Origin of the sequence: Sphaerimonospora thailandensis, from assembly GCF_016863115.1 — a bacterium.
In the GTDB taxonomy this organism is placed as follows: Bacteria; Actinomycetota; Actinomycetes; order Streptosporangiales; family Streptosporangiaceae; genus Sphaerimonospora; species Sphaerimonospora cavernae.
The window spans coordinates 43,811-69,219 of record NZ_BOOG01000012.1; the positions used below are offsets into that span (position 1 = coordinate 43,811).

General features: G+C 67.1%; 25 protein-coding genes. 9 read left to right on the forward strand and 16 right to left on the reverse strand.

Annotated features, from left to right (window positions below):
* Positions 1–38: 38 nt before the first annotated feature.
* Genes Mth01_RS06385 through Mth01_RS06400 form a run of 4 tightly spaced genes read right to left on the reverse strand, consistent with a single transcriptional unit; the run spans position 39 to position 3,875 of the window.
* Positions 39–2,063 (reverse strand): NADH-quinone oxidoreductase subunit 5 family protein, encoded by a 2,025-nt coding sequence (locus Mth01_RS06385; RefSeq protein WP_204012919.1) that lies wholly within the window; start codon positions 2,061–2,063, stop codon positions 39–41.
* Complete coding sequence (gene nuoK / locus Mth01_RS06390) at positions 2,060–2,455, reverse strand: NADH-quinone oxidoreductase subunit NuoK (protein ID WP_204012922.1); 396 nt, start codon at positions 2,453–2,455, stop codon at positions 2,060–2,062. The genes Mth01_RS06385 and nuoK overlap by 4 nt, the downstream gene beginning before the upstream one ends.
* Positions 2,456–2,514: 59 nt before the next feature.
* Positions 2,515–3,057: an NADH-quinone oxidoreductase subunit J family protein gene (locus tag Mth01_RS06395; protein ID WP_204012925.1), complete on the reverse strand. Its 543-nt coding sequence runs from the start codon at positions 3,055–3,057 to the stop codon at positions 2,515–2,517.
* The gene (locus tag Mth01_RS06400) at positions 3,054–3,875 is read right to left on the reverse strand and encodes a NuoI/complex I 23 kDa subunit family protein (RefSeq protein ID WP_239089413.1); all 822 of its coding nucleotides are present in this window, start codon (positions 3,873–3,875) and stop codon (positions 3,054–3,056) included. Before Mth01_RS06400 ends, Mth01_RS06395 begins: the two co-directional genes overlap by 4 nt.
* 289 nt (positions 3,876–4,164) lie before the next feature.
* Between Mth01_RS06400 and Mth01_RS06405 the strand changes: the two genes are divergently transcribed.
* The 3 genes from Mth01_RS06405 (at position 4,165) to Mth01_RS06415 (ending at position 7,316) form a co-directional block, all read left to right on the forward strand.
* The gene (locus Mth01_RS06405; RefSeq protein WP_204012928.1) at positions 4,165–4,902 is read left to right on the forward strand and encodes a ComEA family DNA-binding protein; all 738 of its coding nucleotides are present in this window, start codon (positions 4,165–4,167) and stop codon (positions 4,900–4,902) included.
* Positions 4,903–5,001: 99 nt separating this feature from the next.
* The gene (locus tag Mth01_RS06410; protein WP_204012931.1) at positions 5,002–5,262 is read left to right on the forward strand and encodes a hypothetical protein; all 261 of its coding nucleotides are present in this window, start codon (positions 5,002–5,004) and stop codon (positions 5,260–5,262) included.
* A gap of 26 nt (positions 5,263–5,288) precedes the next feature.
* Entirely contained in the window at positions 5,289–7,316 is a 2,028-nt protein-coding gene (locus Mth01_RS06415) for a hypothetical protein (protein ID WP_204012933.1), read from the forward strand.
* 385 nt (positions 7,317–7,701) lie between these two features.
* On the opposite strand, the gene Mth01_RS06420 is transcribed toward Mth01_RS06415, so the two are convergent.
* Positions 7,702–7,914, reverse strand: coding sequence for a hypothetical protein (locus tag Mth01_RS06420; RefSeq protein ID WP_204012935.1), 213 nt, complete (start codon positions 7,912–7,914; stop codon positions 7,702–7,704).
* 119 nt (positions 7,915–8,033) lie between these two features.
* On the opposite strand from Mth01_RS06420, the gene Mth01_RS06425 reads away from it, so the two are divergent.
* Entirely contained in the window at positions 8,034–8,330 is a 297-nt protein-coding gene (locus Mth01_RS06425; RefSeq protein ID WP_239089436.1) for a GntR family transcriptional regulator, read from the forward strand.
* Positions 8,331–8,405: 75 nt separating this feature from the next.
* Here the strand turns inward: Mth01_RS06425 and Mth01_RS06430 are convergent, their stop codons facing one another.
* From Mth01_RS06430 to Mth01_RS06455, 6 genes are all read right to left on the reverse strand, one after another.
* Positions 8,406–8,579 (reverse strand): hypothetical protein, encoded by a 174-nt coding sequence (locus Mth01_RS06430; RefSeq protein WP_204012939.1) that lies wholly within the window; start codon positions 8,577–8,579, stop codon positions 8,406–8,408.
* A 108-nt stretch (positions 8,580–8,687) separates the two neighbouring features.
* The gene (nuoH, locus tag Mth01_RS06435) at positions 8,688–9,641 is read right to left on the reverse strand and encodes an NADH-quinone oxidoreductase subunit NuoH (protein WP_204012941.1); all 954 of its coding nucleotides are present in this window, start codon (positions 9,639–9,641) and stop codon (positions 8,688–8,690) included.
* Positions 9,634–10,245: an NADH-quinone oxidoreductase subunit C gene (locus Mth01_RS06440; protein ID WP_239089414.1), complete on the reverse strand. Its 612-nt coding sequence runs from the start codon at positions 10,243–10,245 to the stop codon at positions 9,634–9,636. The genes nuoH and Mth01_RS06440 overlap by 8 nt, the downstream gene beginning before the upstream one ends.
* A complete protein-coding gene (locus tag Mth01_RS06445; RefSeq protein WP_204012944.1) occupies positions 10,242–10,760 on the reverse strand; it encodes an NADH-quinone oxidoreductase subunit B in 519 nt (172 codons plus the stop codon). Before Mth01_RS06445 ends, Mth01_RS06440 begins: the two co-directional genes overlap by 4 nt.
* A gap of 59 nt (positions 10,761–10,819) precedes the next feature.
* On the reverse strand, positions 10,820–11,191 hold the full coding sequence (locus Mth01_RS06450) for an NADH-quinone oxidoreductase subunit A (RefSeq protein ID WP_204012956.1): 372 nt from the start codon (positions 11,189–11,191) through the stop codon (positions 10,820–10,822).
* Between the two features lie 27 nt (positions 11,192–11,218).
* Entirely contained in the window at positions 11,219–12,568 is a 1,350-nt protein-coding gene (locus Mth01_RS06455) for a glutamate-1-semialdehyde 2,1-aminomutase (protein ID WP_204012958.1), read from the reverse strand.
* A gap of 533 nt (positions 12,569–13,101) precedes the next feature.
* Here Mth01_RS06455 and Mth01_RS06460 point away from each other — a divergent pair.
* The 4 genes from Mth01_RS06460 to Mth01_RS06475 all read left to right on the forward strand — a co-directional run bounded on the left by Mth01_RS06460 (position 13,102) and on the right by Mth01_RS06475 (position 18,042).
* Positions 13,102–14,961, forward strand: a complete 1,860-nt coding sequence (locus tag Mth01_RS06460) for a 2-oxoacid:acceptor oxidoreductase subunit alpha (protein WP_204012960.1) — start codon at positions 13,102–13,104, stop codon at positions 14,959–14,961.
* Complete coding sequence (locus Mth01_RS06465; protein WP_204012962.1) at positions 14,954–16,030, forward strand: 2-oxoacid:ferredoxin oxidoreductase subunit beta; 1,077 nt, start codon at positions 14,954–14,956, stop codon at positions 16,028–16,030. Before Mth01_RS06460 ends, Mth01_RS06465 begins: the two co-directional genes overlap by 8 nt.
* A gap of 158 nt (positions 16,031–16,188) precedes the next feature.
* Positions 16,189–17,130 (forward strand): NAD-dependent epimerase/dehydratase family protein, encoded by a 942-nt coding sequence (locus Mth01_RS06470; RefSeq protein ID WP_204012976.1) that lies wholly within the window; start codon positions 16,189–16,191, stop codon positions 17,128–17,130.
* Between the two features lie 30 nt (positions 17,131–17,160).
* Positions 17,161–18,042 (forward strand): phytanoyl-CoA dioxygenase family protein, encoded by an 882-nt coding sequence (locus Mth01_RS06475; RefSeq protein WP_204012990.1) that lies wholly within the window; start codon positions 17,161–17,163, stop codon positions 18,040–18,042.
* A gap of 54 nt (positions 18,043–18,096) precedes the next feature.
* Here Mth01_RS06475 and Mth01_RS06480 read toward each other — a convergent pair whose 3' ends face one another.
* Genes Mth01_RS06480 through Mth01_RS06490 form a run of 3 tightly spaced genes read right to left on the reverse strand, consistent with a single transcriptional unit; the run spans position 18,097 to position 22,294 of the window.
* The gene (locus Mth01_RS06480) at positions 18,097–19,395 is read right to left on the reverse strand and encodes a hypothetical protein (RefSeq protein WP_204012994.1); all 1,299 of its coding nucleotides are present in this window, start codon (positions 19,393–19,395) and stop codon (positions 18,097–18,099) included.
* A 47-nt stretch (positions 19,396–19,442) separates the two neighbouring features.
* The gene (locus tag Mth01_RS06485) at positions 19,443–21,554 is read right to left on the reverse strand and encodes a glycosyltransferase (RefSeq protein WP_308440772.1); all 2,112 of its coding nucleotides are present in this window, start codon (positions 21,552–21,554) and stop codon (positions 19,443–19,445) included.
* Between the two features lie 2 nt (positions 21,555–21,556).
* Positions 21,557–22,294, reverse strand: a complete 738-nt coding sequence (locus Mth01_RS06490) for a WecB/TagA/CpsF family glycosyltransferase (RefSeq protein WP_204013000.1) — start codon at positions 22,292–22,294, stop codon at positions 21,557–21,559.
* A 227-nt stretch (positions 22,295–22,521) separates the two neighbouring features.
* On the opposite strand from Mth01_RS06490, the gene Mth01_RS06495 reads away from it, so the two are divergent.
* A complete protein-coding gene (locus Mth01_RS06495; protein ID WP_204013003.1) occupies positions 22,522–23,112 on the forward strand; it encodes a dTDP-4-dehydrorhamnose 3,5-epimerase family protein in 591 nt (196 codons plus the stop codon).
* A 69-nt stretch (positions 23,113–23,181) separates the two neighbouring features.
* On the opposite strand, the gene Mth01_RS06500 is transcribed toward Mth01_RS06495, so the two are convergent.
* Together Mth01_RS06500 and Mth01_RS06505 are read right to left on the reverse strand one after the other, a co-directional pair.
* Complete coding sequence (locus Mth01_RS06500; protein ID WP_239089416.1) at positions 23,182–24,579, reverse strand: O-antigen ligase family protein; 1,398 nt, start codon at positions 24,577–24,579, stop codon at positions 23,182–23,184.
* Positions 24,573–25,268, reverse strand: coding sequence for a YveK family protein (locus Mth01_RS06505; RefSeq protein ID WP_204013006.1), 696 nt, complete (start codon positions 25,266–25,268; stop codon positions 24,573–24,575). Before Mth01_RS06505 ends, Mth01_RS06500 begins: the two co-directional genes overlap by 7 nt.
* Positions 25,269–25,409 lie beyond the last annotated feature (141 nt).

The window sequence follows — 25,409 nt, forward strand, 5'->3', positions numbered from 1 at the left end:
CCCCATCCCCCTGATCGCGCCGTGGTCGGTCCTGCGTGTCATGTCAGGATCACCGCCGCCATCACCGCGATCAGCAGCAGCCCGGCCACCAGACCGGTGACGTAGAGCTGGGCGTTGCCGTTCTGGGCGAGCCGGACCAGGCCGGACAGGCCCATCGTGGCCCGGCCCGAGCCGCGGACCGCACCGTCGATCACCTGTGCGTCGGCACGCACGACCCCCCGGGCCAGCCGCAGGATCGGGCGGGCGACCAGCGCCGCGTACGCGGAGTCGACATAGAACGCCCGCTCGCACGGCACCCGGAACGGGCCGAGCAGCCTGGCGGGATCCTGCGCAGGGTCGCTGCGCCACAGGGCGTAGACGATGCCGGCGCCGAGCAGCGCCACGACGAGGCTCACCGCCGCCGATCCCCAGTCGACGCCCCAGCCGACTCCCGAGCCCACGCCGCCCTGCCACGTGAGCCACAGCCAGGCGAATCCGAACAGCAGGGCGGGCACGGCCAGCACGACGATCGGCCAGACCATCGACCGAGGCAACGACCGGGGCAACGACCGGGACAACGACCGGGGCACCGGCGGCGGTCGGACGCCGATCGGCCCGAAGAAGGTGCGCAGCCAGGCACGGGCGGCGTAGGCGCCGGTGACGCCGACGGTCAGCAGCGCCGAGCCGTACAGGAACGGCTGAGCGGCGCCGTTCGAATGCTCGATGACCGAGATCACCGCGTCCTTGCTGAAGAAGCCGCTGGCCGGGGGAAGCCCGATCAGCGCGGCGAAACCGATCGTCATCGTCCAGAACGTGACGGGAAGCACCGTGCGCAGCCCGCCCATGCGACTCATCAGGTTCGATCCCGCGTGGTGGATGACCGCGCCCGCGCACAGGAACAGCAGCGCCTTGAACGCGCCGTGCGACAGCAGATGAAAGATCGCCGCCTGGTCGCCGCCGACCCTGCCCACGCCGCCGGCATCCCCGTGCGCCGCGACGCCGACCCCGGCGGCGAGCGCCCCGGCCATGTAGGCGAGTTGGCTGATCGTGGAGTACGCGAGCACACGCTTGAGGTCGTCCTGCGCCAGGGCCGCGAGCGCCGCCCCGAGCATGCCGATCGCGGCGATCACGGCCAGCACGTCGAGCGTGGGCCGCGCCCCGAGGAACAGCGGATAGAGCCGGGCGACGACGAAGATGCCCGCCGCGACCATGGTGGCGGCGTGGATCAGCGCGCTGATCGGGGTCGGACCGGCCATCGCGTCCGGCAGCCAGGTCTGCAGCGGCACCTGTGCGCTCTTGCCCGCGACCCCCATGAGCAGCAGCAGCGTCGCGACGATCAGCGTGCCGGTCGGTATGTCGGCCGACAGCACGTCGTCGATCTGGAAACTCCCCGCCGCCATGCCCAGCGTGAAGATCCCGAACAGGAACCCGACGTCACCCAGCCGGGTGACCAGGAACGCCTTGACGGCGGCCCGCGAGCTCGCCCGGTCCTCCCACCAGTGCCCGATGAGCAGGTACGAGCACAGGCCCATGATCTCCCAGCCGACGTAGAGGACGATCAGGTCGCCCGCGTAGACCACGAGCAGCATCGCGGCGGTGAACAGGCTGATGAACGCGCTGTACGACGGATAGCGGGGATCACCCCGCATGTACCCCACCGAGTAGACCTGCACGGCCAGCGCCACCACGACCACAAGGATGCCGGTCAGCACTGACAATCCGTCACCGCGCAGTGACACGGAGATCGGGACCGATCCCGTCTCGACCAGCGTCAGTGTGCCCTCCACCCGGCCCGGCAGGAAGGAACCCCAGAACCCGGACCCTCCGGGCCGGAGAGGGGCGACGCTTCGTGGCAGGTCGAGGGCCTGCCGCAGGGTGAGCCACAACGTGAGCGCCGTCGACACGGCCGCGGCGGTGACCGCGAACCATGCCGCCCGGCGGCCGGCCGCCAGGTCGCGAGGTTCCGTACGGCTCCCGCCGCCGACACGGCCCGCACTCCATCGCCACCCGACGCGGGAGCCCAGCAGGCCCGCGACGGCCGCGGCGAACGGCAACAGGATGATCAGGGCCACGATCGCGATCACGTCGCAGCCTCCCCGCCCCCGTTTCCGCCCCCGTTTCCGTCTCTGTCTCCGCCTCCGCTCCCGGTCTCGGCGGCGTATTCGGCGGCGTATTCCGACAGGGCCCGCAGACGGTCCACGTCGACCGTCCGCCTGGTCCGGAACACGGCCAGCACGATCGCCAGCCCCAACCCCACCTCGGCGGCGGCGATCACGATGACGAACAGCGTGAGCACCTGCCCGGAATGCAGCCGGTCCCGCAGCCACACGTCGAACGCGACCAGGTTGAGGTTGACCGCGTTGAGCATCAACTCAACCGACATCAGCACGAGGATGGCGTTGCGCCGGGCCAGCACACCGTACACACCGATCGAGAACAGCAGCGCGGACACGACGACCGGATAGACGATGTGCACCCGGGTTCACCGCCCCGGGCCGTACGGCGGGCTCGTGGCCGACTCGCGGTGGACCGGTCTCACTCGCGCGCCCCGATGTCGGTGCGGGACAGGACGATGGCGCCGACCAGGGCGGCGAGCAGCAGTACGGACAGGGCCTCGAACGGCAGCACCCAGGTGCGGAACAGGCTCGACCCGAGAGTCCCTGCCGTTCCCCGACCCGGTTCGAGTGGCGTGTAGGCCGCGTGGAATCCGGACACCACGGCGCTCACGAGCACGCCGGCGGTCGCGGCTCCCACCACCGCGGCCGCCCAGCGGTTGCCCGAGTCGAGGTCGGCCGACCGTCCGATCGGCGCGCGGGTCAGCATGATGCCGAACAGCAGCAGCACGACGATCGCGCCCACATAGATCAGCACCTGCACCCAGGCGACGAACTCGGCGGTCAGCACGAGGTATCCCCCGGCCAGCGCACCGAAGCAGACGACCAGCCAGAGCGCGGCGTGGACGAGTTGCCGCGTCGTGACGACCAGCAGGGCGGAGCCGAGCGCCACCACCCCGAGCAGCAGGAAGACGATCTCGGGCCCGGACGGCGGCCAGAACCCCGGCTGCGCCTGGGATGTCACGACTCCTCCTTAGGCCCGTCCTTCTTCCTCGTCGACGGTTCCTGTGAGTTTTGTGAGTCTTGTGGATCTTGTGGGTCCGGCTTCGGGTTCTTGGGAGCCTTCGGCAGCGCTCCCGGCGGTCGGATGGAGCGGATGTCGCGCATCGCCCTCGGCGGCTCCCGGCGCACCGAAGCGCTCGGGCCGGGGGAGGCCTCGGCCGTGCCCGACGGTACGGCTGTCGCCGCCTCATCGGCGGACTCCGTCCGCGCCCCGGCCGCCGTTCCTCCCTTCTCCGCCTCCGCCGTACGGCCCGGCGGTGCCGTACGGGTGGCGGGACGGGATGCCGCGGCGATCTCCTTGGGCGGCCCGGCGCCCACCTCGTGCGGCGGTGGAGGAGGAACGGTCTGGGCCCATTCGCCCAACCGGTCCTTCTCGTGGATGAGGTCGCGAATGTCGTACTCGGCGTATTCGAACTCCGGAGACCAGAACAACGCGTCGAAGGGGCAGACCTCGACGCAGATCCCGCAGTACATGCACAGCGAGAAATCGATCGCGAACCGGTCGAGGACGTTGCGCGCACGGGGGCGCCCGCCCTCCGGCGCGGGAAGCGTCTCCTTGTGCGAGTCGATATAGATGCACCAGTCGGGACACTCTCGGGCACAGAGCATGCACACGGTGCAGTTCTCCTCGACCAGGGCGATCACGCCCCGGCTGCGAGGAGGAAGATCGGGATGGACCTCCGGGTACTGCTGCGTCTCCGATTTGCGCAGCATGTGCCGGAGGGTCACGGCGAGGCCCTTGGCCAGCCCTTCTCCTGGTATGCGCGCCACATGGAACATCATGGCGCACTATCGGCCCGAGGTGAATGCGCGCCCCCTGGTCTCCACATGTCCACAGCCTGTCGCATGGTTGTCCACAGGTTGTTCATAATGTTGCTGGATGGATCCAGCAAAGTTCGCGGCAAATACGTAGGGTCGGCACATGACCGGTGTTGGAGGACAAGGGCCCTACGAGCCCTATAGGGGGCAGCGACCATACCCATCCGGGCAGCAGAACGGCTCTCCGAATCCCTACCAGGCCTATCCGGTGCCGCCTCCGCAGCCGTTGCGACAGCGGCCGCCGCGACCGATGCCCCCGCAGCAGCAGCCGTTCTCCCCTCCTCCACAGCAGCAGCCGTTCATTCCTCCTTCGCCGCCACAGGCACCACAGCCCCAGCCGCAGGGCGGTCCCGGCGTCGGAAGCGTCCTCTGGGCGCTGACACCCCTGCTCACCTGCGGTTTCGGCTCCCCGTTCACGATGTTGTTCGCAGCGGTGAAGCGCCGTAGTGCCTGGCTTGGACTGGCCTCCGCCGCCTATGCGATGGCCATCGCGCTGTGGATCGTCATCGTCGACTCCTACGAATCATCGGAGGACATCCCGGCCGGGCCCGGCCTCCTCATGTTCGCCGGCTTCCTCGGCAGTTGGGCCGGCGCGACGGTGCACTCCTTCATCATCAGACGCCAGGTGTTCGGGGCGTCCGGGGCGAGTGCGAACGACCAGGCGGTCGCGTACGCCCAGCACCGGCGCGCCCTACGGGAGCAGGCGAGGGAACTCGCCGAGCGCGACCCCTCGATGGCACGCGAACTGCGGATCGGACGGCCCGACCTGCCCCGACAGTACGACGACGGTGGGCTCGTCGACGTCAATCACGTCCCGGCGCGGGTGATCGCCGACCTGCCCGGGATGACTCCCGCCCTGGCCGAGCAGGTGGTGAAGGTCCGCGAAACGGTCGGCTCCTTCGTCTCAGCCGAAGACCTCTCCGCCGCGGCGTCCCTGCCGCCCAATCTGACCCCCGAACTCGCCGAATACACCATATATCTCCCCTAGTAATCGGGTAATCACCATTACCGGGGCGCATATCCCTGGCTGATCCTCCGACGCTTCCCTACGCTTGACAAAGCGTCAGCCGTCTCGCTGGAGGAACCGGTGCCGTCACCCGAGGTCGTGCAGTGTCGAACGGACATGGCCGCCGCGGCCGCCGCCGTACACGAGGTCCTCGACGCGCTCGGCGCCGTACCGGGGGTGTTCGGCGACGCCACCTGGAAGGGACCTGCCGCCGATCGTTGGGCGGCCGACTGGAACGCTCGAAAATCCCAGCTCACCGCGCTGCTGCACGCCGTGTTGAGCGAGCAGCCGCACCTGGTCGCCCGACTGGAGGAGGCGACGCGCCGAAGAGCCGCCCTATAGGTACGTCGTGCCGAGAAGGGGATGTAGTGGGGGAATTCGTCGGCGTCAACCCCGTCAACCTCGCGGAGTTGGCCAAGCGTCTGCAACGGCTGCATGAGGTGCTGATCCGAAATGGGCCGATAATTCAGCAGAACATGCAGCAGTGGGGCAGCGACGTCAGCTTCGCCCCGTTGCCGCGCCTGATCGACTCGGCGCTGAACGACACCCGGGACATGGACGCCCGCACCACCAAGGCGTACGGCCTGGCGAACGAGAGCGGGTGGGACCCCGCGACGCTGTCGGAACTGCTGTTCTCCGGCCGTCGGCCCTCCCCGGCGGACAAACCCGGCTTCATCGGCCCGCGTTCGCCGTACGTGCAACTCGACTGGGCCACCACGGGTGAGAGCGGCTATCAGGCCGAGCAGGACGTCCAGGCGATGAAGGACGCCCTCGCCGGCAAGGACCCGGAGGCGGTCCGGGTGAGCCTGTCGGGAGTGCGGGAGCACCTCACCCAGCATCTCCACGACAAGCCCTACCTCGCCGCGTTCTGGGCGCAGGCCGGTCCGCTGGCCCTCCAGGCCGCCCGGGCGCTCTACAACCGAACGGGAGCCACGCTGTTCAGCGTGGAGAGCACGAGCATCCTGCGGGCGCTCGGCTCGTCGCTGGCTGCGGCCGGCCAGATGCGCGTCGGCACGGGCAAGGACAGCCGTCCACTGCTGTCCCCGCAGGCCAGGGCCGCGATCACCAAGAGTTCCGACCCCTGGTCGGTCGGCATGCTCTTCAAGTACGGCCCCGACGGCAAATCCTGGGACTCCCGCTTCCTCGCCGAGGTCACCCGTTCCATGCTCGACGCCCGCGCCGCCGGCAAGGCGGGCTGGCCACCGCCTGGTAAGGATCCCGAGACCGATATTGACGCGTCTCGTCGTCAACGTCTCCTGGCGGAGTTCGACGCGATGGGAGCGGTTCTCGACCGGGCGGCCGAAAACGGTAGGGCGGCTCGACACGTGCTGGGCGATCCCGCCACCGGCCTCACCTATGCCCGAATGCTGGTGAACGACTCCTGGCACACGCCAGGCTACGATCACAGCCTCTATCTCAGTAAGTATCTGGACTCGAAAAGTAGAGAATCGGATCCGGACTACCTTACGCCACCTGGAAAGATAGACACCTCGTCTCACGTCGCCAGGTTCCTCGAGGCGGCAGCTTCCGCCACTCGAGGCGCCTCCGACGACGCCAAGGAATCCGCCTGGTCCGTCGTCCACATCGTTCAGGCAAATTCTGAGTTCGCCAAGGCTCACCCTCAGGCCACCCTTCCCAAGGAAATCCGCAACTCCTTCATCTACATCGCCGACCGCTACCTCCCCGACTTCGCCACGTCTTTGAACGGGGCAGGCTACGAAGCCCGCCTGCGCGGCCGCGACCCGAACGGCCCATGGGTCGCCTACGTCGACGGCAACGACTTGGCCGCCTATTTTAAACAGGCGCTACATGATCCCAAGGATCTCGGCATCTTCCAAGGGAAGATGAATGCCCGAATCAGCGCCAGCGTCGCAGCATCGATACGCGACCCCCTTTCGAACTACTTGGCCGACATGAGCAGCCTCAATGGCCTCCTGGCGCGAATCGAGAAGGACTTCGCTTACGATAACGCACAGAAAGCCGACCAAAAGGCGCAGCGCTTTCAGACCTTCTTGTCCATCATATCTGGAGGCTACGGCGCGCTCAGTTTCAGCAATCCACTGGCCAAGGGGACGATCTCCCAAGTTTTCGTCGCCGTAGCACAGCCCATGTTCGCCGAGACCATCGACACCGACCATACCGTCAGGACCCTCAAGCTTAACGAGGATGAGTTCCGAGACCGCCTACTGCATGTGAAGATTCCCGTCATCCAGGGCCTTGTGAGTGCCGGCGCCGTCAACCTCCCCCCGAATACGTCGTGGTACAAGGATGGAGCAATCATCCCCAATGCCGAATTCACGGACTGGTTCAGCACCCACGAAAGGGTTAAATACGGCGATCGTCGTCTGGAGGAGTGGGTCAGAGATGCCGAGCATGCCATGGAGATACAGCGTTGACAGGTAGCTCTGAACGGGCGGCCAGACTTTCGATCGCGATCACGCTGATGACCCTGCTCAGCACAACCGCCTGCAACAATAATCCTCGCCATACAGAGTCCCCGGATCCGATATCCCTGCACAAGACAGCCATAATAAAAGCGGTTCAATGCCTTGTGGATAACCACGCCATCCCTGAAGACGAATTGAGGGGAGTAGAATGGCTGGACGGTCGAAGACTTATACCCAATGCTGCGTTTACTGACTGGTACAGCACTCACGAGAATGCCAAATACAGAGGACAGTCCCTGCTCGCCTGGACCGATCAAGCCGAGAAGGCTGGGAGCGCATGGAGGTGCCCACTTTGATGACCGCCGGAGACTTGTGAGCAGCCCGCTGAATGAGGTCAATTGAGCTTCGCCTGCTCATGGAGGAGTTCGACCAGGGTTGGCAGGTCCTCGGCGGCCACTGTCCTGTGCATGCCCATCTTGAGCTGCTCGCCGCTCAAAATCACACCACGTCGTGTGGCGTAGTACGCCCCTTCGTCGCTACGGAACATCGCCCACGCCGGGAATGTCGCACGAACCTCATCGAGTTGCGCGTCGAGGGAACTCGTCATGCTCACAATCTACAGAGCCGAGCTACCCCTGTCTACCCCCATGCACTCACAGGAGCTCACGTGGGCCGATATATGCGAAGATGGGTGCCTGGCACCGGTTCGCTACTGTTCTGGGCGTGATGGAGTTCGAGCCGGACAGACCACGTTGGCAGCAGATCGCCGACATCCTCCGCACACGCATCAAAGACGGAACGTATCCGACCAAATATCTCGTCTCAGAGATCCGCCTCGTGCAGGAGTTCGGTGTAGCTCGGGACACGGTCCGCAAGTCCATTCGCCAACTCCGCGAAGAAGGCCTGCTCTACACAGTTCCCGCCCTCGGAAGCTTCGTCAGTCCTCAGGGCGATGGGGGCGAGGAGGACGGGGTTGAGAGCAACGATCCGGAGGCGGCGGATTCGGCAACTGACTCCGCGTAGGCGGGCACCTACTGCCGTACGTCTGCAGCGGCAGTCACTCGGGCCCTGCTCGTGAGCCATCGGCAATAACAAGCCTCACCACGGGAGATCGTCTGTGGTGTCGTCGAGCATGCCCCGCAACTCCTCGGCGAGGGCCTGCCTGGTCATGACCGGTAGCAGCAGTTCGCCGACGATTTCCGTGGCGGGCACCCAGCGGCGGCGCCGCTCGACCGGGATGGACTTCGCGACGGTGTCATCATCCCCAGCCATCTCTATCCACTCCTCCCAAAAACCGCCGCGGCATCGTTTCGCAGTGCCCACGCCAGAGTTCCCACCAGCCACCGTAGGACGTCTGCCGTCGGTGGGATGGGCGTTCGGTCAGGTCATGAGGACCTTGGTGGCGCCGGTGAGGGCGAGTTGGAGGAGGGCAAGGGGGACGAGGCCGATCCAGGCGAGTTTCTGCAACTGGTCCTCCCGCAGCCGGGGATAGCTCACCCGGAGCCAGATCACCACGAACACCAGGGCGAAGACCTTGACGAGCGTCCAGACGGGCCCCGGAAGCAGCGGACCGTGCCAGCCGCCGAGGAAGAGGACGGTGGTCAGCGCCGACAGCACCACGATCCCGGCGTACTCCGCGAGCATGAACAAGGCGAACCGCAGGCCCGTGTACTCGGTCATCGGGCCCATGATGATCTCCGACTCGGCGATCGGCATGTCGAACGGCGGCCTGCGCAGCTCCGCCAGCCCGGCGACGAAGAAGACCACCGCACCGATGGCCTGCCAGGGCAGCCACCACCACCGCCACTGCTCGACGATCCCCTGCAGCGACAGCGTGCCGGCGGCCATCGCCACGCTGGAGGCCGCGAGCACGAGCGGCAGCTCGTACGACATGAGCTGGGCCGCCGCCCGGATGCCGCCCAGCACGCTGTACTTGTTGGCCGACGCCCACCCCGCCATGATCACGCCGAGCACGCCGATGCTCATCACGGCCAGCGCGAAGAACAGCCCGGCGTCGAGGTCCACCCCCACCAGCCCGGGGCCGACCGGGATCACGACCATCACCACGAGGTACGGCACGAGCGCCACGGCCGGCGCGATGGCGAACACCCGTCGGTCGGCGGCGGCCGGGATCACGTCCTCCTTCTGGGCGAACTTGACCCCATCCGCGATGAGCTGCGCCCACCCGTGGAAACCCCCGGCGTACATCGGCCCGAGCCGGGACTGCATGTGGGCCATGGCCTTGTGCTCCATCTGCCCGACGATCAGCGGTAGCAGCAGGAACGCCGCCACGATGACGGCCAGCCGTACCGCGATGCCGAGCAGGTCAGCCACCGCCCGCCTGCTCCTCCCCTCGCGCGGGCTCGCGTACGGCTCTCCCGCTGCCGCCGGCCCAGTCGGCGGGGACGCCAGGCGGCAGCATCTTGCGGCGGCTGGGTGACCCATGACCGGACTCGCCCGGCTCCTTGGCCCCCGGCCAGGCCTTGGCGACCCGGGCGGCGAGCACGAAGTCCTTGCGCAGCGGATGCCCCTCGAACCCGTCGGGCAGCAGCAGCGGCCGCAGATCGGGGTGGCCGTCGAAGACCACGCCGAACATCTCGAACGTCTCCCGCTCGTGCCAGTCGGCTCCGCGGAAGACGCCGGTCGCGGTCGGCAGGCGGGGATCGGCGCGCGGCACCCGTGTTCTGACCAGCAGGTGCGCCATCGCGACCGGGTCGAAGACGTGCGCCACGACGTGGAAGCCGTCCGGCGGGTCGTCCACGCCCGTCAACCAGTCGAAGAACCCGAAGCCCTGAGCCCCGGCGAAGGACAGCATCTCGACCCAGTCGTCCGGCGCCACGTCCACCACGAGCTCGCCGAACGAGTCGGAGAGCTGCACGCGCGTGCCCGAGCCGTAACGCTCCCGGACCGCAGCCGTAAAAGCGGGCGTGGCGCTCACGATTGCCCGCCCGGCAGGTACCGGTCGCTCAGCGTCTCGTCGGCGATCTTCTCCTGGAGCTTCATGATGCCCTGGAGCAGCGCCTCGGGCCGGGGCGGGCAGCCGGGGACGTACACGTCGACCGGGATGATCTGGTCGACGCCCTTGGTCACGCAGTAGGAGTCCCAGTACGGCCCGCCGGTGTTGGAGCAGGCCCCGAACGAGATGACGTACTTGGGATCGGGCATCTGCTCGTAGAGCCGCTTGACCGCCGGGGCCATCTTGTCGGTCACCGTCCCGGACACGATCATGAGATCGGCCTGCCTGGGGCCGTTCGCGAACGGGATCACCCCGAACCGGATGAAGTCATGCCTGCTCATCGACGTCGCGATGAACTCGATGGCGCAGCAGGCCAGGCCGAAGTTGAACACCCACAGCGAATAGCGGCGCCCCCAGTTCAGCACGAATTTCATGGGCTTGGGCGCCAGCCGGGATCCGGGCCCGACAGTCGGCGTCGGAAGGTCGCTCACCGCCATATCCTCATTCTGCTCTTCCGGCGGGCCTCCCGGCGAATGGCCGTGCCCGGTACGGACCGTCAGGTCCAGGTGAGCACCCGCTTCCGCCAGGCGTACAGGATGCCGAGGGCGATGAAGCCCAGGAAGACGAACATCTCCACGAGGGTGGCCATGCCGTACCCGGGCGCGGCGAAGATCGTGGCCCAGGGGAAGAGGAAGACCGCGTCGACCGCGAAGACCACGTAGAGATAGGTGAAGACGTAGTAGCGGATCTGCGACTGCGCCCATCCCTCGCCGACGGGATCGATCCCGCATTCGTAGGTGAGCAGTTTCTCCGGCGTCGGCCGGTGCGGCCGGAGGGCGCGATTGGCCAGCAGTCCCCCAGCGAAGATCGCCACGCCGATGAGGAGTAGGACCGCGACCACGGCATATGACCCGAAATACTCGCCCACAGACCGATGGTAGTCGCCGGGATCCAGTCAGGAGATGCGGCGTGGGGCCGCGTAACGCCGCAGCGTGGGAGCCACCGGACGGCCCTCCAGAAAGCGGTCCACGCTGCCTTCTTCGAGAGCCTTGCGATAGACCGTCATGGCCTCCCGCGTCGCCATCAGGGTGCGCTGAATGTCGTCAGGGGTGTGCGCCGCGGACACGACGAAGTTCTGGCCGAGCACGCCGTGCCTGAGCAGTTCCTGCATGAAGAGGGTTCGGAAGGGTTGGGAGGGCGAGCCGTCGGCGTCCTTCGTCGTGAACAGCAGGCAGGACGGCCTGCCGATGGCCGCGACGTGGTCGTTCACGCCCAGTTCCCCGGCCGCCGCGTTGACGCCCTCTGCGAGCGCCCGGCCGCGCTGTTCCATCGTGCCGATCGGGTCGCCTTCCGTGTAGGCCCGCACGACCGCACGCAGCGCCGCCAGAGACACGCTCTCCGGGCCGTGCGTGGTGGACAGCAGGAACACCCTTGGCTGGTCCGTACGCAGGCCGCCCAACTCCATGAGCTCTCTGCGCCCGGCCAACGCCGAGATCGGGAAGCCGTTGCCGATGGCCTTGCCCCAGCACGACAGATCGGGTCGCACGCCATAGAGGGCCTGGGCCCCGCCGGCGGACCAGCGGAGCCCAGTGATCATCTCATCGAAGATCAGGACTGCGCCGTGCCGGTCGCACAACTCACGGACACCTTCAAGGAAACCAGGGGCCGGTTCGGCGGTCGCGGTGGCCGCCTCGAGGATCACGCAGGCGATCCGCCCCTCGTGCGCCCCGAACTGCTCGCGCAGCGACTCGAGGTCGTTGTAACGGAAACGGACGGTGAGCTCCCGCACCGCCATGGGCACCCCGGCGTTCATCTCGAGAGCTCCGACGAACCAGTCGTGGATCGAGAAGAAGGGCTGCTCGCAGACCGCGACGAGATCCCGGCCGGTCGCCGCCCGGGCCAACCGGATGGCAGCAGAAGTGCTGTCTGATCCGTTCTTGCAGAACTTCACCATGTCCGCGCCCGGCACCAGGCCCAGGAAATCCTCCGCCGCCGCCAGCTCCAACTCTGTCGGCCGGGTGAAGCTCAGCCCATCGTCGAGAACGGCACGGACCGCGTCCAGGACCGGCCGATAGGCGTGGCCGAGCGTGACGGAGCGCAGGCCCATGTTGTACTCGACGAAACAGTTGCCGTCCGCGTCCCAGACCTTCGCCCCCTGGCCGCGCACCAGCACCGGAGTCATGCCCTCCGGGTATTGATCGGAGCCGCGGGCATAGGTATGCGCCCCTCCCGGAACCCGTTCGTGCAGACGGCGTTGCAGCACCTCAGATCGTTCGAAGCTGGACAGAATCTTCTGATCTCGCATCATCCAAGACTAGGGACCGGCCTCGACCTGCACCACAAACTGTGGGAACACGGCTTGCGGTTGACTCGGTGGGAGCGCGCCGGATCAACGGTCCGTACGGCTCGGCCCGTCATGGAGTGGCCACTCCTCTACGAGTCGATCACTCACCGGAACAGCCCCGACACTCACCGGAAGCGGCGATCCCAAAGAGTGGGCAATGAGGGACCGAGGTCGGCCTCCCGCATATAGTTGAGGATCGTGACCCGGAAGACGCTCTTCGCTCGCTTGCACGTCGACCTGTGCCGGCTCGCGGCGGGGCTGTGTCGCCCGGACGGCCCGCGAGCTTGATATGGCCGCCGACCTCGGTCCAGCCACAAACAGGGCGTCAGATGCGGGATCCGAACCCGCCTCCCCCCTGAGCGGCAAGCCCCGATAGTACGCACGTCAATGTTCGCACGATGGAAAACAAGGCGTGGCCCCGATGGATCTAGCATGGATATAGGAACGCGTGCCGGGCAGGGCGGCCCGGGCGTGTCGAGGAGGATTGAGGAGCTGTGACCAAGCAGGTTCAGCAACTCGACCGCGTGATCATCCGGTTCGCGGGTGACTCCGGCGACGGGATGCAGCTCACAGGTGATCGGTTCACAGCGGAGACGGCTCAGTTCGGCAACGACCTGTCGACGCTTCCCAACTTCCCGGCGGAGATCCGGGCTCCCGCGGGCACGCTGCCCGGGGTGTCGAGCTTCCAACTCCACTTCGCCGACCACGACATCCTGACCCCCGGGGACGCGCCGAACGTCCTGGTCGCGATGAACCCGGCGGCGTTGAAGGCCAACCTGTCGGACCTGCCGCGCGGGGCGGACATCATCGCCAACACCGATGAGTTCACCAAGCGCAATCTGACCAAGGTGGGGTACGACGGCAACCCGCTGGAGGACGACTCGCTGGCCGAGTGGCGTCTGCACGCGGTGCCGCTGACCTCGCTGACGGTCAAGGCGCTCGAAGGCTTCGACGTGTCCAAGAAGGACGCCGAGCGGGCCAAGAACATGTTCGCGCTCGGGTTGCTGTCGTGGCTGTACAACCGGCCGACCGAGGGGACGCTCGCGTTCCTGGAGGCGAAGTTCGCCAAGAAGCCCGAGATCGCCAAGGCGAACATCGCGGCGTTCCAGGCGGGGTGGAACTACGGCGAGACCACCGAGTCGTTCTCGGTGTCGTACGAGGTCAAGCCGGCCCGGCTCAAGGCGGGCGTGTACCGGAACATCTCCGGCAACCTGGCGTTGGCCTACGGGCTGGTCGCGGCGTCGGTGCAGGCGAAGCTGCCGCTGTTCCTCGGCTCGTATCCGATCACTCCGGCCTCCGACATCCTGCACGAGCTGTCCAGGCACAAGCGGTTCGGCGTACGGACCTTCCAGGCCGAGGACGAGATCGCCGGGGTCGGCGCCGCCCTTGGGGCGTCGTTCGGCGGGTCGCTGGGCGTGACCACCACCTCCGGCCCGGGAGTGGCGCTGAAGGCCGAGACCGTCGGCCTTGCGGTGGCGACCGAGCTGCCGCTGGTCATCGTGGACGTGCAGCGGGCCGGCCCGAGCACGGGGATGCCGACCAAGACCGAGCAGACCGACCTGCTGATGGCGATGTTCGGCCGCAACGGTGAGTCGCCGGTGCCGGTGCTGGCCCCGGCCACCCCGGCGGACTGCTTCCACATGGCGGTCGAGGCGGCGCGGATCGCGCTGAAGTACCGCACGCCGGTGATGCTGCTGTCGGACGGGTACCTGGCCAACGGGTCCGAGCCCTGGCGCATCCCCGAGGTCGACGAACTGCCCGACATCTCGGTGGAGTTCGCGACCGAGCCGAACGGCGAGGACGGCACGACCTATCTGCCGTTCCAGCGCGACCCGGACACGTTGGCGCGTCCGTGGGCGGTGCCCGGGACCGCCGGGTTGGAGCACCGGATCGGCGGCATCGAGAAGGCCGACGGGTCGGGGAACATCTCCTACGATCCGGACAACCACGATCGGATGGTCCACCTGCGTCAGGCCAAGATCGACGGGATCGACGTGCCCGACCTTGCCGTGGACGACCCCGACGGGGACGCCCGCGTGCTCGTGCTCGGCTGGGGCTCGACGTACGGCTCGATCGCGGCAGGAGTACGGCGGGCCCGCGCGGCCGGGCACAAGGTCGCCCAGGCCCATCTGCGGCATCTGAACCCGCTGCCGGCCAACACCGGCGAGGTTCTGCGCGCCTACGACAAGGTGCTGCTGCCGGAGATCAACCTCGGTCAGCTCGCCATGCTGCTGCGGGCCCGGTTCCTGGTCGATGTGATCAGCTACAACCGGGTGCGCGGGCTTCCGTTCAAGGCCGAAGAGCTCGCCGGCGTGATCAGCGACGTCATCGGGGACGTGATCGAAAGTGACTGAAATCCACAACGGCAACGGGGGCCTGAACGGCAAGGGCCTGGCCCTGGTGCCCCGCAGTGAGGCCAAGCAGACGCTGAAGGACTTCAAGTCCGACCAGGAGGTCCGCTGGTGCCCCGGCTGCGGCGACTACGCCATCCTGGCGGCGGTGCAGTCGTTCCTGCCCGAGCTCGGACTCAAGCGCGAGAACATCGTGTTCGTCTCCGGGATCGGCTGCTCCTCACGTTTCCCGTACTACCTGAACACCTACGGCATCCACTCCATCCACGGCCGCGCTCCGGCCATCGCGACCGGGTTGGCGGCCTCCCGGCCGGACCTGTCGGTGTGGGTGATCACCGGGGACGGCGACTCGCTGTCGATCGGCGGCAACCACCTGATCCACGCGCTGCGCCGCAACGTCAACCTCAACATCCTGCTGTTCAACAACCGGATCTACGGGCTGACCAAGGGGCAGTACTCTCCGACCAGCGAGGTCGGGAAGATCACAAAGTCGACCCCGATGGGATCGCTGGACAAGCCGTTCAACCCGATCTCCCTGGCGCTGGGGTCCGAGGCCTCCTTCGTGGCCCGGACCATCGATTCGGACCGCAAGCACCTGCAGGGCGTGCTGCGGGAGGCGACCGCCCACCGGGGCGCCTCGCTGGTGGAGATCTACCAGAACTGCAACATCTTCAACGACAACGCCTTCGAAGCGCTGAAGGACCCCGCCACCCGCGACGACATCACCGTCAAGCTCGAGCACGGGCAGCCGATCGTCTTCGGCACCGGTGACAACGAGAAGGCGGTACGGCTGTCGCCGACCGGCGGGGTCGAGGTCGTACGCCGAGCCGACATCGCCGACAGCGAGATCCTGATCCACGACGCGCACAACCCCGACCCGTCGGTGGCGTTCGCACTGTCGCGGCTGGACGACCCGGCGTTCGAGCACGTGCCGATCGGGATCTTCCGCTCGGTCGACCGTCCCGCCTACGACCAGCTCCTCAACGAGCAGGTCGACACCGCCATCGCCGCCAAGGGTCCCGGCAGCCTCGCCGGCCTGCTCCACTCCGGCGACACCTGGCAGATCAACTAACCGACCGCCCCCTCGCGATCTTGCGAGAACTCGCGAGGGGGCGGCGACATGCGCATAGACTCGCATTTCCGCAAGATCACGAGATGAGTTCGGGCAGGTCGAAGCGGACCTCTGCGAGAAACTACAAGATCACGCAGGGGAGGAGGGGGTGCGCTGCCGTGAGCACCGCCGGGCGGGAAGAAGTCTGGGCGGGAACGCGGACGCTGGTGACGGGCGCGACCGGTTTCATCGGCTTCCACCTGATGCGACAGCTCGCCTCGCTCGGCGCCGAGATCCACGCGGTGAGCCGTCGGCCCCCCGAGCGGGCGGAGTTCGGAGAGATCTGGCACCGCGCAGATCTACGCAGCGCTGACGCTACCCTGGAGATCTTCGGGGTCGCGCGTCCGGATGTGGTGTTCCACCTGGCCAGCGAGGTGAACGGAGCCCGGGACCCCCGCGTTGTGCTGCCGACACTGGAGCACAACCTGATCAGCACGGTCAACGTGCTCGGTGCGGCGATCGCCCGGCCGGACGTCCGACTGCTGCTGTGCGGGTCGAGCGAGGAGCCGCGACTGGCCAACGGCCACTCGCCGCCACCCTCGCCCTACGCGATGGCCAAGTGGGCGGCGACCGGCTACGCCCAGCTGTTCCAGCGGCTGTGGAATGTGCCGATCACGATCCTGCGGCCCACCATGGTGTACGGCCCCGGCCAGCAGGACACGACGAAGCTGGTGCCGTACGTGACGCTCGCGCTGCTGCGCGGCGAGGAGCCTCGGCTCACCAGCGGGGCGAAGCTGGTCGACTGGGTGTATGTCGACGACGTGGTCGACGCGTTCGTGACGGCGGCCCGGAGCGATGGGGCGGTCGGCCAGATCTTCGACATCGGCACGGGAACCCGGGTCTCCGTCAGGGAGACGGTGGAACTGCTCTTCCACCTCGCCGGGCGCACGCGGGCACCCGAATTCGGCGCGGTCCCCGACCGCCCGCATGACATCGCCCAGACCGCCGACCTCGAGCCCGTGGCGAAGGCGTTGGGGGGCTGGCGTCCCGCCGTCGGCCTTGAGGAGGGCCTGAAGCGAACTTTCTCCTGGTACGCCCGGGAGGCAGACGGGAAAAGGTAACAAAGAAAGGGAACGAGCGATAACTGTAGTGTGACCGTCACCTTCTCGAATCCTCGCTTCGATGACACGGAACGCCGGACGCGCCTTTACGGCGGTCAGGTGTTCCTCTATTCGGCCGTTCCGGAATCCCTCGCCCTGATCGAGTTCGCCCGGGGTCTGATCGTCGAGGCCTTCGACGGGTTGGACCCGGAGACCGCGCAGTACGAGATGCCCGTCGAGAAGTTCGCCGCCATCTTGGCCGATCTCAAACCCAGGTTTATTCACCATCCCACGTCAAAGGAACTACTTCAGGCACTACTGGTTTCTTTTGGCTGCAATCCCGACAAAACGTATTTCGACGTCCCCCGGATGCGTTCGTCCACGTCGGACGACTACCTCACCACCGGCATCGCCTACGCCTTCCATCCGCACCGCGACACGTGGTACTCGGCACCGCTGTGCCAGGTCAACTGGTGGATCCCCATCTTCGACGTGGTGCCGGAGAACGTGATGACCTTCCACCCGCGTTACTGGGACACCCCGGTGAAGAACGGCTCACATCGCTACGACTACTACGAGTGGAATCGCACCAGCCGGTTCAACGCCGCCCAACACATCGGCAAGGACACCAGGGAGCAGCCCAAACCGGAAGAGCCGGTCGAGCTGGAACCCCGGGTCACGCTCGTCCCCGAGCGGGGCGGCGTCATGATCTTCTCCGGCAACCAACTCCACTCCTCGGTGCCGAACACCTCGGGGAAGACCCGGTTCAGCATCGACTTCCGCACCGTTCATCTGGACGACGTGGTCGCCAGGCGTGAGGCGCCCAACGTCGACTGCGCGTGCACCGGCACCACGCTCCGTGACTTCCTGCGCGTCCGTGACCTGGAGCGGATGCCCGAGGACGTGGCGCTCGCGTACGAGGGGAACACGTGACGCCCGCCGGACAAGGCTTACGGAAGCGCTCCCGATGCCCTCCGCCGACGGGCGTCAGGGGGTGATCTTGTAGATGTGGTAGGTGGATTCCGCGTCAAATGCATCGGTGACCCGCCCGTTTCGCACGGGAAGCTTGCGGTTCTCGAAGAGCACCTCGACCTCCTTGGCGGAAGCGAGTTCCGGGGGAAGCGCCAGGGTGTGCCTGCCGGTGGCCGCCCCCCGCTTGACCATGGAGAACACGTAGCAGGAACCGTTGTGGAGTTTCAGCATGGTGTCCAGGCCGGGCGCGAAGGTGTGGCGGTACGACTGGGTGTTCAGCACCGGGGCCAGTTGGGCGATTCGCCGGTTGACCTCGGTGACCGCGCTCCTCATCTCGGCGTAGCAGTCTTCTCTCAGCAGGTGCTGTGTCGGGCAGGGCCCCCCGAAACTGTGGTTGAAGTAGACGATCCCCCGTGCCTCATGGATCAGTGAGTTCATCACCGCGCCGGCCGCCTCCTGGGGCTCGATCAGCCGCTTCCCGTTCGTTCCCGGCCAGCCGAGCTCGACGAAGGCGTAGATCGGCTGCCGTCGCCCGTCCAGTGCGTCCAGTTGGCGCATCCTGTCGACGACATAACCGTAGTCCGCGGCGAGCGGACACTCCGTGGGCTTCCACTTGAGGAAATGCTGCGACTCCGAGCAGATGCCGATGTCCGTGTACCAATACATGTCCGCCGAGGCGACGTCGGTGTAGGAGTTGACGAATTTGGCCGCCTCCTGCGTCGTCGCCCAGACTTGTACGCCCTTGCCGTAATTGGCATAGAAGAACCGGCCGTCACCCTTGGGCAGTCTGTCCTTCAGCGTACGCATCGCCGTGTAACCGCAGCGGGCATCCTGCGGATCACATATCTCCCCTTCGCCAGGAAACCGGCCTGTCCAGACACCGTCGCCAGGCCCGCCCCACATGTCGGCCTCGTCGGTGATGAGCCATCCGACGCTCTCGGAGCCCACGCCCTTCAGCGGCTTGCTGGTCAGCGCGTACAGGCCATGCGCCCGAACCAGGTTCATGTCGCTGTTTTCGGTCAGTTCGACATAGGTGTTGATGCCCGCGGCCTTGTCCGTGACCACGTCCTCGTCCGTTCCTACGGACTCAAACCAGACACCGATCGGGAAGAAGGACGACTTCCCCCATCCGGCGTCCTTGGCCACCCTGAACTTCTCGTAGTACGCGGGTCCCCCCTCCCAGGCGATCCGGGGAAGCCGCAGTTCGTCCAACCGGTGGTTGAGGGTCGCGCTCGCGGTGCACCACGCGGCCGAGGCCGCCAAGAGCACGACCGCGATCACCGACAGACGCCGTTTCCCCCGTCTCGAAGCCATACCGCTCCCGTCGCCGCGGCTCGTCTCCACGTGAATCCATGGACGTGTCAGTTTCTGCGCATCTCGACCAGCGTCATGAGCTCGGCGGCGCGCGCCGACCAGTCCGCGCCGGACACGGAGGCGCGCAGCGCTCCCGGGCTCATCGGGCCGCCCTCGGACAGTACCGTGCGAACGGCGTCGACGAAGGGTTTACCGCTCACGGCCACCCGCACCCGGTCGACGTACCCCGCCAACTCCGCGTAGTCGGTGCTCACGACAGGCAAGCCCAGGGCGAGGTATTCCTTCAGCTTGATCGGATTGGCATACCTGATCCACGCGTTGTCCAGCCATGGCATGATCGCGACGTCGAAGCCGGACCCGTACGCGGGGATCTGCTCATAGGGGCGGAACCCCAACCAGTACACGTTCGGATAGCGGACGAGCCGGTCCATAGACCCGGTGGCGTCTCCGATCAGCACGAGAGACACATCGGAAAGCTCCTTGGCGACCCGCTCCAGCAGGTCGAAGTCCACCACGAAATCGTCCAGCGCCCCGAAGAAGCCCACTCGGGGACCCGGAATCGCACGCAGGTCGGCGGGCTGTCTCTCGACGGGCACAGGCCGGAAGTGCTCCAGGTCCACCCCGTGATCGAGAAAGCGAGCGCGTTCGCCTGTCAGCGCGCGTTCCTCGGCCATCAGGGCACCGCTGACGTAGATCACATGGTCGGCGTTCTCCAGCAGCGCCTTCTCCATGGCCTCGATCGCGGTCTGGTCCGCCTCGGGAAATGCGGAGTGCCGATCCGAGCGGTTGTACACCAGAGTATGCCGGCGTAACGGGCGCACCACATCCCACGCCGTCGGCAGAGTCGCCATGATCGCTGGCTCGCGCAGACCGAGCGCCCAGCACACAGCACGGACCTGGGTCCGCACAAGCGTCGCGCCTGCCCATCTGCCGAAGCGTGAGCCGTACAACGGCAGCGGCAGGGGTGACATCACATAGAAGCCCGGCAGCGGCCGCCGGACGAACTTCGCCACGCTTCGGAGCTTGCGCACCACCCGCCTCAGCGCATGGGTGGACCTGCCCGGCAACGGCATCCGCATGCCGATGCCGTTGACGACCAGCACGGGTCTGCGCGCGGCTATCCCGCGCATGAGCTGGAAGTCGGAGTGCGCTCTGTTGTGGTACCACCAGTCTTGGGCGGAGAAGCACACGTACCCGGATGGGGGCCGCCGGTCCGGCCCATCCGGCCGGGCCGGCCACTCACCCATCGTGAGCAGCGCCCGCAGACCGGCCCGATGCAACCGTCCGCTCGCGCCGCCGCGGGCCACACCGCGGATCAGTTCGTTCAGGATGGCGGCGAGTCGGAAGAGGCCCGCCGCGCTTCTGCCGTGCCGCTCGCGGTGCAGCCGGACACGATTCGTCGCCGCCAATGCCGACAGCACGGGGGATGTGGACTGCTCGCCACCGAGATGGACCGCGGTCGCGGACGGCTCGTAGCGGACGGCGAAGCCCCGCTCACCCGCGCGCAGCATGTACTCGGTCTCCTCGGAGTAAAGGAAGTAACGGTCGTCCATAGGCCCCAGCGCGTCCAGGCATGCCTGCGAGACCAGCCAGGCCGCACCGGTCGCCCAGTCGACGGTACGCGGCGACCGGTAGGCGGCGGGGTCGGTCAGAACCTCACCGAGCAGTGCGTACCGGCCGGCCCGGGAGCCGCCGAGCACCGCCTCGCCCAGTGCTCGCATCACGGTCGGCCGTCTACGCAGGGAGAGATGCAGCCTGCCATCCGAGCCGACCAGCCGGGGCACCGCTATCCCCGCCCCGGCCGCCTCGAGGACCTCCCGCAGCCTGGCCACCGATCCCGGGCGCATCCTGATATCGGCGTTGAGCACCAGCACGTCGCAGCCGGGTGCTGCCGCCACGCCAGCGTTGATCCCCGCCGCGAAACCTCCGTTGCGTCCCATCTCGATCAGCTCGACTCCCGCCCCCCATTTCCGTACGCGGTCGACGGTGTCATCCGGCGAGGCGTTGTCCACTACGACGATTCGCGCCGGGCCGGCGTCCTCAAGCGCCGGGCCGAGGGAACGCAGGCAGTCCTCAATGATCTGTCCGGACGCGTATGTGACGATCACCACGGCAAGTGGCGGACGAGTTGAAAGGGGCATATGACAGCTGTTCTCCATGGTCAGGGCTGACGGTTGACCCACAGCCGCTTCCAGGCGGCGCCGGAGAGCAGCTTGATCGCGAATGGGAGATCATCTTTCAGGTAGCGGCCCGCGAGACGGCGTGGCTCCAGCCAGAGCCGGTACAGCCACTCGCCTCCGATCCGCTGCAGCCGCTCAGGGGCCCGGCGAAACTGCTGGGCGGCCATCGGGATGCCCGCACCACAGCCGAGATACCAGGCGCGCGGCAACCGGGCCTGGAGTGCGGCGATGGTGCGTTCCTGCTTCGGGAAGCCGAGTCCGACGAACACGAGGTCGGGCGTGGTGGCGACCACGCGATCCGCGGTTTCCCGCATGCCTTCGGGGGTGGCGTCGAAGCCGTGCGGCGGGGCATAGACCCCGGCCACTCGTAATGATGGGTAGCGCTTCGAAAGCAGTCGGCCGGCGGTCTCCGGAACACCTGGATCTCCGCCGAGGAGGAAGATCGAGCGTCCTTCGCGTGCGGCCAGTCCGCTGAGGCTGAAGACTAGGGAAGCGCCGGTCACCCGGCCCGGGACCGGGTGACCCGACAGGCGTGCCGCCCACACCACCGGCGCTCCGTCCGCGACGACGAGTTCGGCCGAGGCGACGAGCGAAGTGAGCGCCGGGTCCCTTGTCGCAGCGCGGACGATATCGATGTTGGCCGTGACGATCGAGCCCCCGAGGTTCCTTCGCCAGGCCTCCGCGATGTGCTCCGCCACCCCGGACTCACTGATCGCCATTACGTCGACGGATCCAATACGTATCCGCGGGATCGCCGAACTCGCCGTCCATCCGGAACTACGCAGGTAGCGGTCCACCGGAATATGTCCACCCCCAATGTCGAATACCGATCGACCTTTATTCGGTGGGTCCGCCGGCCCGCACCATCCAATGGATCGCGGACGATATCTCTCTCGTTACACGCATTCTCCTGGAGGATTTTCCGGACATCTGTGATGATAAATACATGCACGTTGAAATCGGAGCACTCGATGGCGTCCTAATGTTCATATCGACACCACATCGGGACGAACGAGGATTTTTCACACGAACCTTTGATGTTTCGGTCGCCACCGCCCATGGCCTGGATCCCGCGTCATTCATCCAGGACAGTCAGTCCCGTACGATCCGGGGTGGCATCCGTGCCCTACACGGACGAGCCGGGCGGGGGGAGGCCAAGCTCGTCCGCTGTGCCCGGGGTGCGATCCTCGACGTGCTCGTGGACGCCCGGCCCGGCTCCAGCACATATGGTGAGCAGATGTCGGTGGTGCTCGACGACGAGAACTTCACCCACCTGTACGTTCCTCCCGGCCTGCTGCACGGCTATCAGGCGCTGACCGAGGCCGACGTCTGCTACCGCATCGACAGGGAGCACGATCCCGCCGAGGACATCTCCGTCCGGTATGACGACCCCGACCTGGCGATCCAGTGGCCTCTCCCGGTAACCGCGATCAGCCGTCGCGACCTGGCGGCGCAGTCCTGGCGGCAACTGCGTACCCGGCTGGAAACCGCCCTCGACCCGAACCCTCGCGACGTGTCGAACAACGACGTCCCGTGACCGATGGATGAGGCATGTTCGCGCGTGGTCGCACGGCGCGCGGTCGTCGTCGGAGTGCTTTGCCGATCCTCACCCTGCTTCGCCGGGTCGGCCCGGCGTCTCCGAACCGTGCCGATCGGGTGTCTCCAGCAGGTTACGGCCACTCACCGTCCCAGCCTCCTCCCGGCTGGTCCGCAACAGGGACCCCGCCGCCCCGATGAGAAGGAACGACACACCGGTCACCATCGGGAACGCCAGCAGATCGAAGGTCGCCGAACCCACCAGGGGAACGAGCAGGCACGCCGCCAGTGTGAGGCCGAGATCGCGCCGGCCCGGGTTTCCGCTCAGGTAACGGGCACGGAGCGCCGAGTAGGCACCGGCCAGGAAGACCGCGGCGAAGACCGTGACACCGATCACGCCGGTTTCCACGACAGTCAGAATGTACTGATTGTCGAACACTATATATTTCGGCGCGTACCAGGTGCCGATGCCGCGGCCGAGCCAGGGATGCCTGGCGATCTCAGCGATGGCGATCGAGTAGTCATTGGTGCGGTACAGAACGCTGTTATCCGTACCGAAGTTGGCGAACAGGCCATAGAACGTGCCGAGCAGGCCCGGAACCAGCACCTTCATCAGCACGAGGAAAACGGCGGCGACGCTCAGCGCCCTGGCCCTGCGGCGGCCGGGCCAGCCGGAAAGCAGGACGGCCGCCACCACCCCCGCACCGAGAACAGCCGACCTGGAGACGGAGAACATCAGGCCGGCGCCGATCAAACCGGTGCACACCCACCAGCGCACAGTGGGCTCGGCACGCTCCCGCGCCTGAAAACCGTAATGGGCGGCGAGCGGCAGCAGCATCGAGGACAGCACGCCGAACTCGATGGGGTGGGTGGCCGTCGCCGCCACCCGGCGCAAGGAATCACGAATCTCGACCATGCTCCCCTCCGTGGAATAGCGGAGCCCGGGCAGTTCGAGATAACGGGTGAGGTCGAGGCCCACGGCGAACTGGAATACCGCGATGACGGCGATCACGGCGCCGCAGACCACGACCGCCTTGAGCACGAAGTCCAGACGGTCGGCTCCCCGGACGCCGTCGCACACCGCGAGCGCGATTCCGACGTTGGCGATGATCAGGACCAGAGCGTGGTCGGCGAGCCTCAACTCATCCGCCGGTAGGAAACCGTAACTGGCGACACCGTACGTGGCGAGCGTCGCCGTCGTGTAGACGAACAACGCCGTCCGCGCGGGAGTGCGGCCTTTGGCCGCGCCCAGCGTGGTCGTGAATGTCGCGCACATCCAGCACATGCCCGCCAGAAGGCTGAAGAGGCTGGCGGGCGTCAGGGACAGCGGCAACCCCTTGATGACCAGACGCGCCGGTATGAGAAGCAGCGCCATAACGAACAGAACGGCGAGGGTCGCGCCATCAGCCCGCCCACGGCCAAGCACGTCCGGACCGTCGACCGGCTCGACGGCGAGCGCGGTCACCACGTCGGAGCCCCGTCGCCGACCTCTACCCGGGCGGCCTTCCGTGCCCGCGAGGACTGGGCGATGCTCTCGGCGGCGAAGGCGGTCACCAGGCTCGCCACGCACCCGAGTGCCGCCGCCGTGACCGCCGCGCGCAGCCGACGGCCGTACTGCGGCAGCGGGGTCGTCGGCGGTACGGCTTCACTCATCGAGATGAACGTGGCCGGTGGGGTGTCGAGGCTCCGCTGCCGATCGTCCAGTACCTGCCTGGCCTTCACCATCACCCGGCCGACGATGCGGCGTGCGCTCTCCGGCGAAGTGCTCTCGCCCGTGATGAACACGAACGGCGACTGGGTCAGCGCCTCCAGGTTGCCGTTCCCGTTGGTGACCTGGTAAGCGGGGTCACCGCCCGGTGTCACCCCCAGCTCGCCCGATACCTCGGGTGTGCCGAGCGCCACGATGACGACCGAGGCCGCCATGCTCAGCCCATGGTCGAAGTTGAGCAGCGGGTTGGTCAGGTCGCCGCGGCGCTCCGGGTCGTGCGGTTGGGTCCCACCGCTCGTCGGGATCGTCAGCACGAGAACGGCGTTCGACACATAAGTTGTCGGGATTGACACGTAAACCGCGAAGGAGGCACCCACGGCCAGCGCGAACGCGGGCAGCGTGACATACCAACGCCGGAACAGAACGACGACCGTCCCCCAGAAGTCCATGGGTTACCCCTCCCGTTCACACGTTTGGTCCTTGGCCGGGCATCGCCGTACCCGTGAAAACGGACCACCGGAATGAGCGGTCTCGTTACCATGGCGCTCACCGTTATCGATCGGGGCACAACGACCGGGAGCCGACCAGCC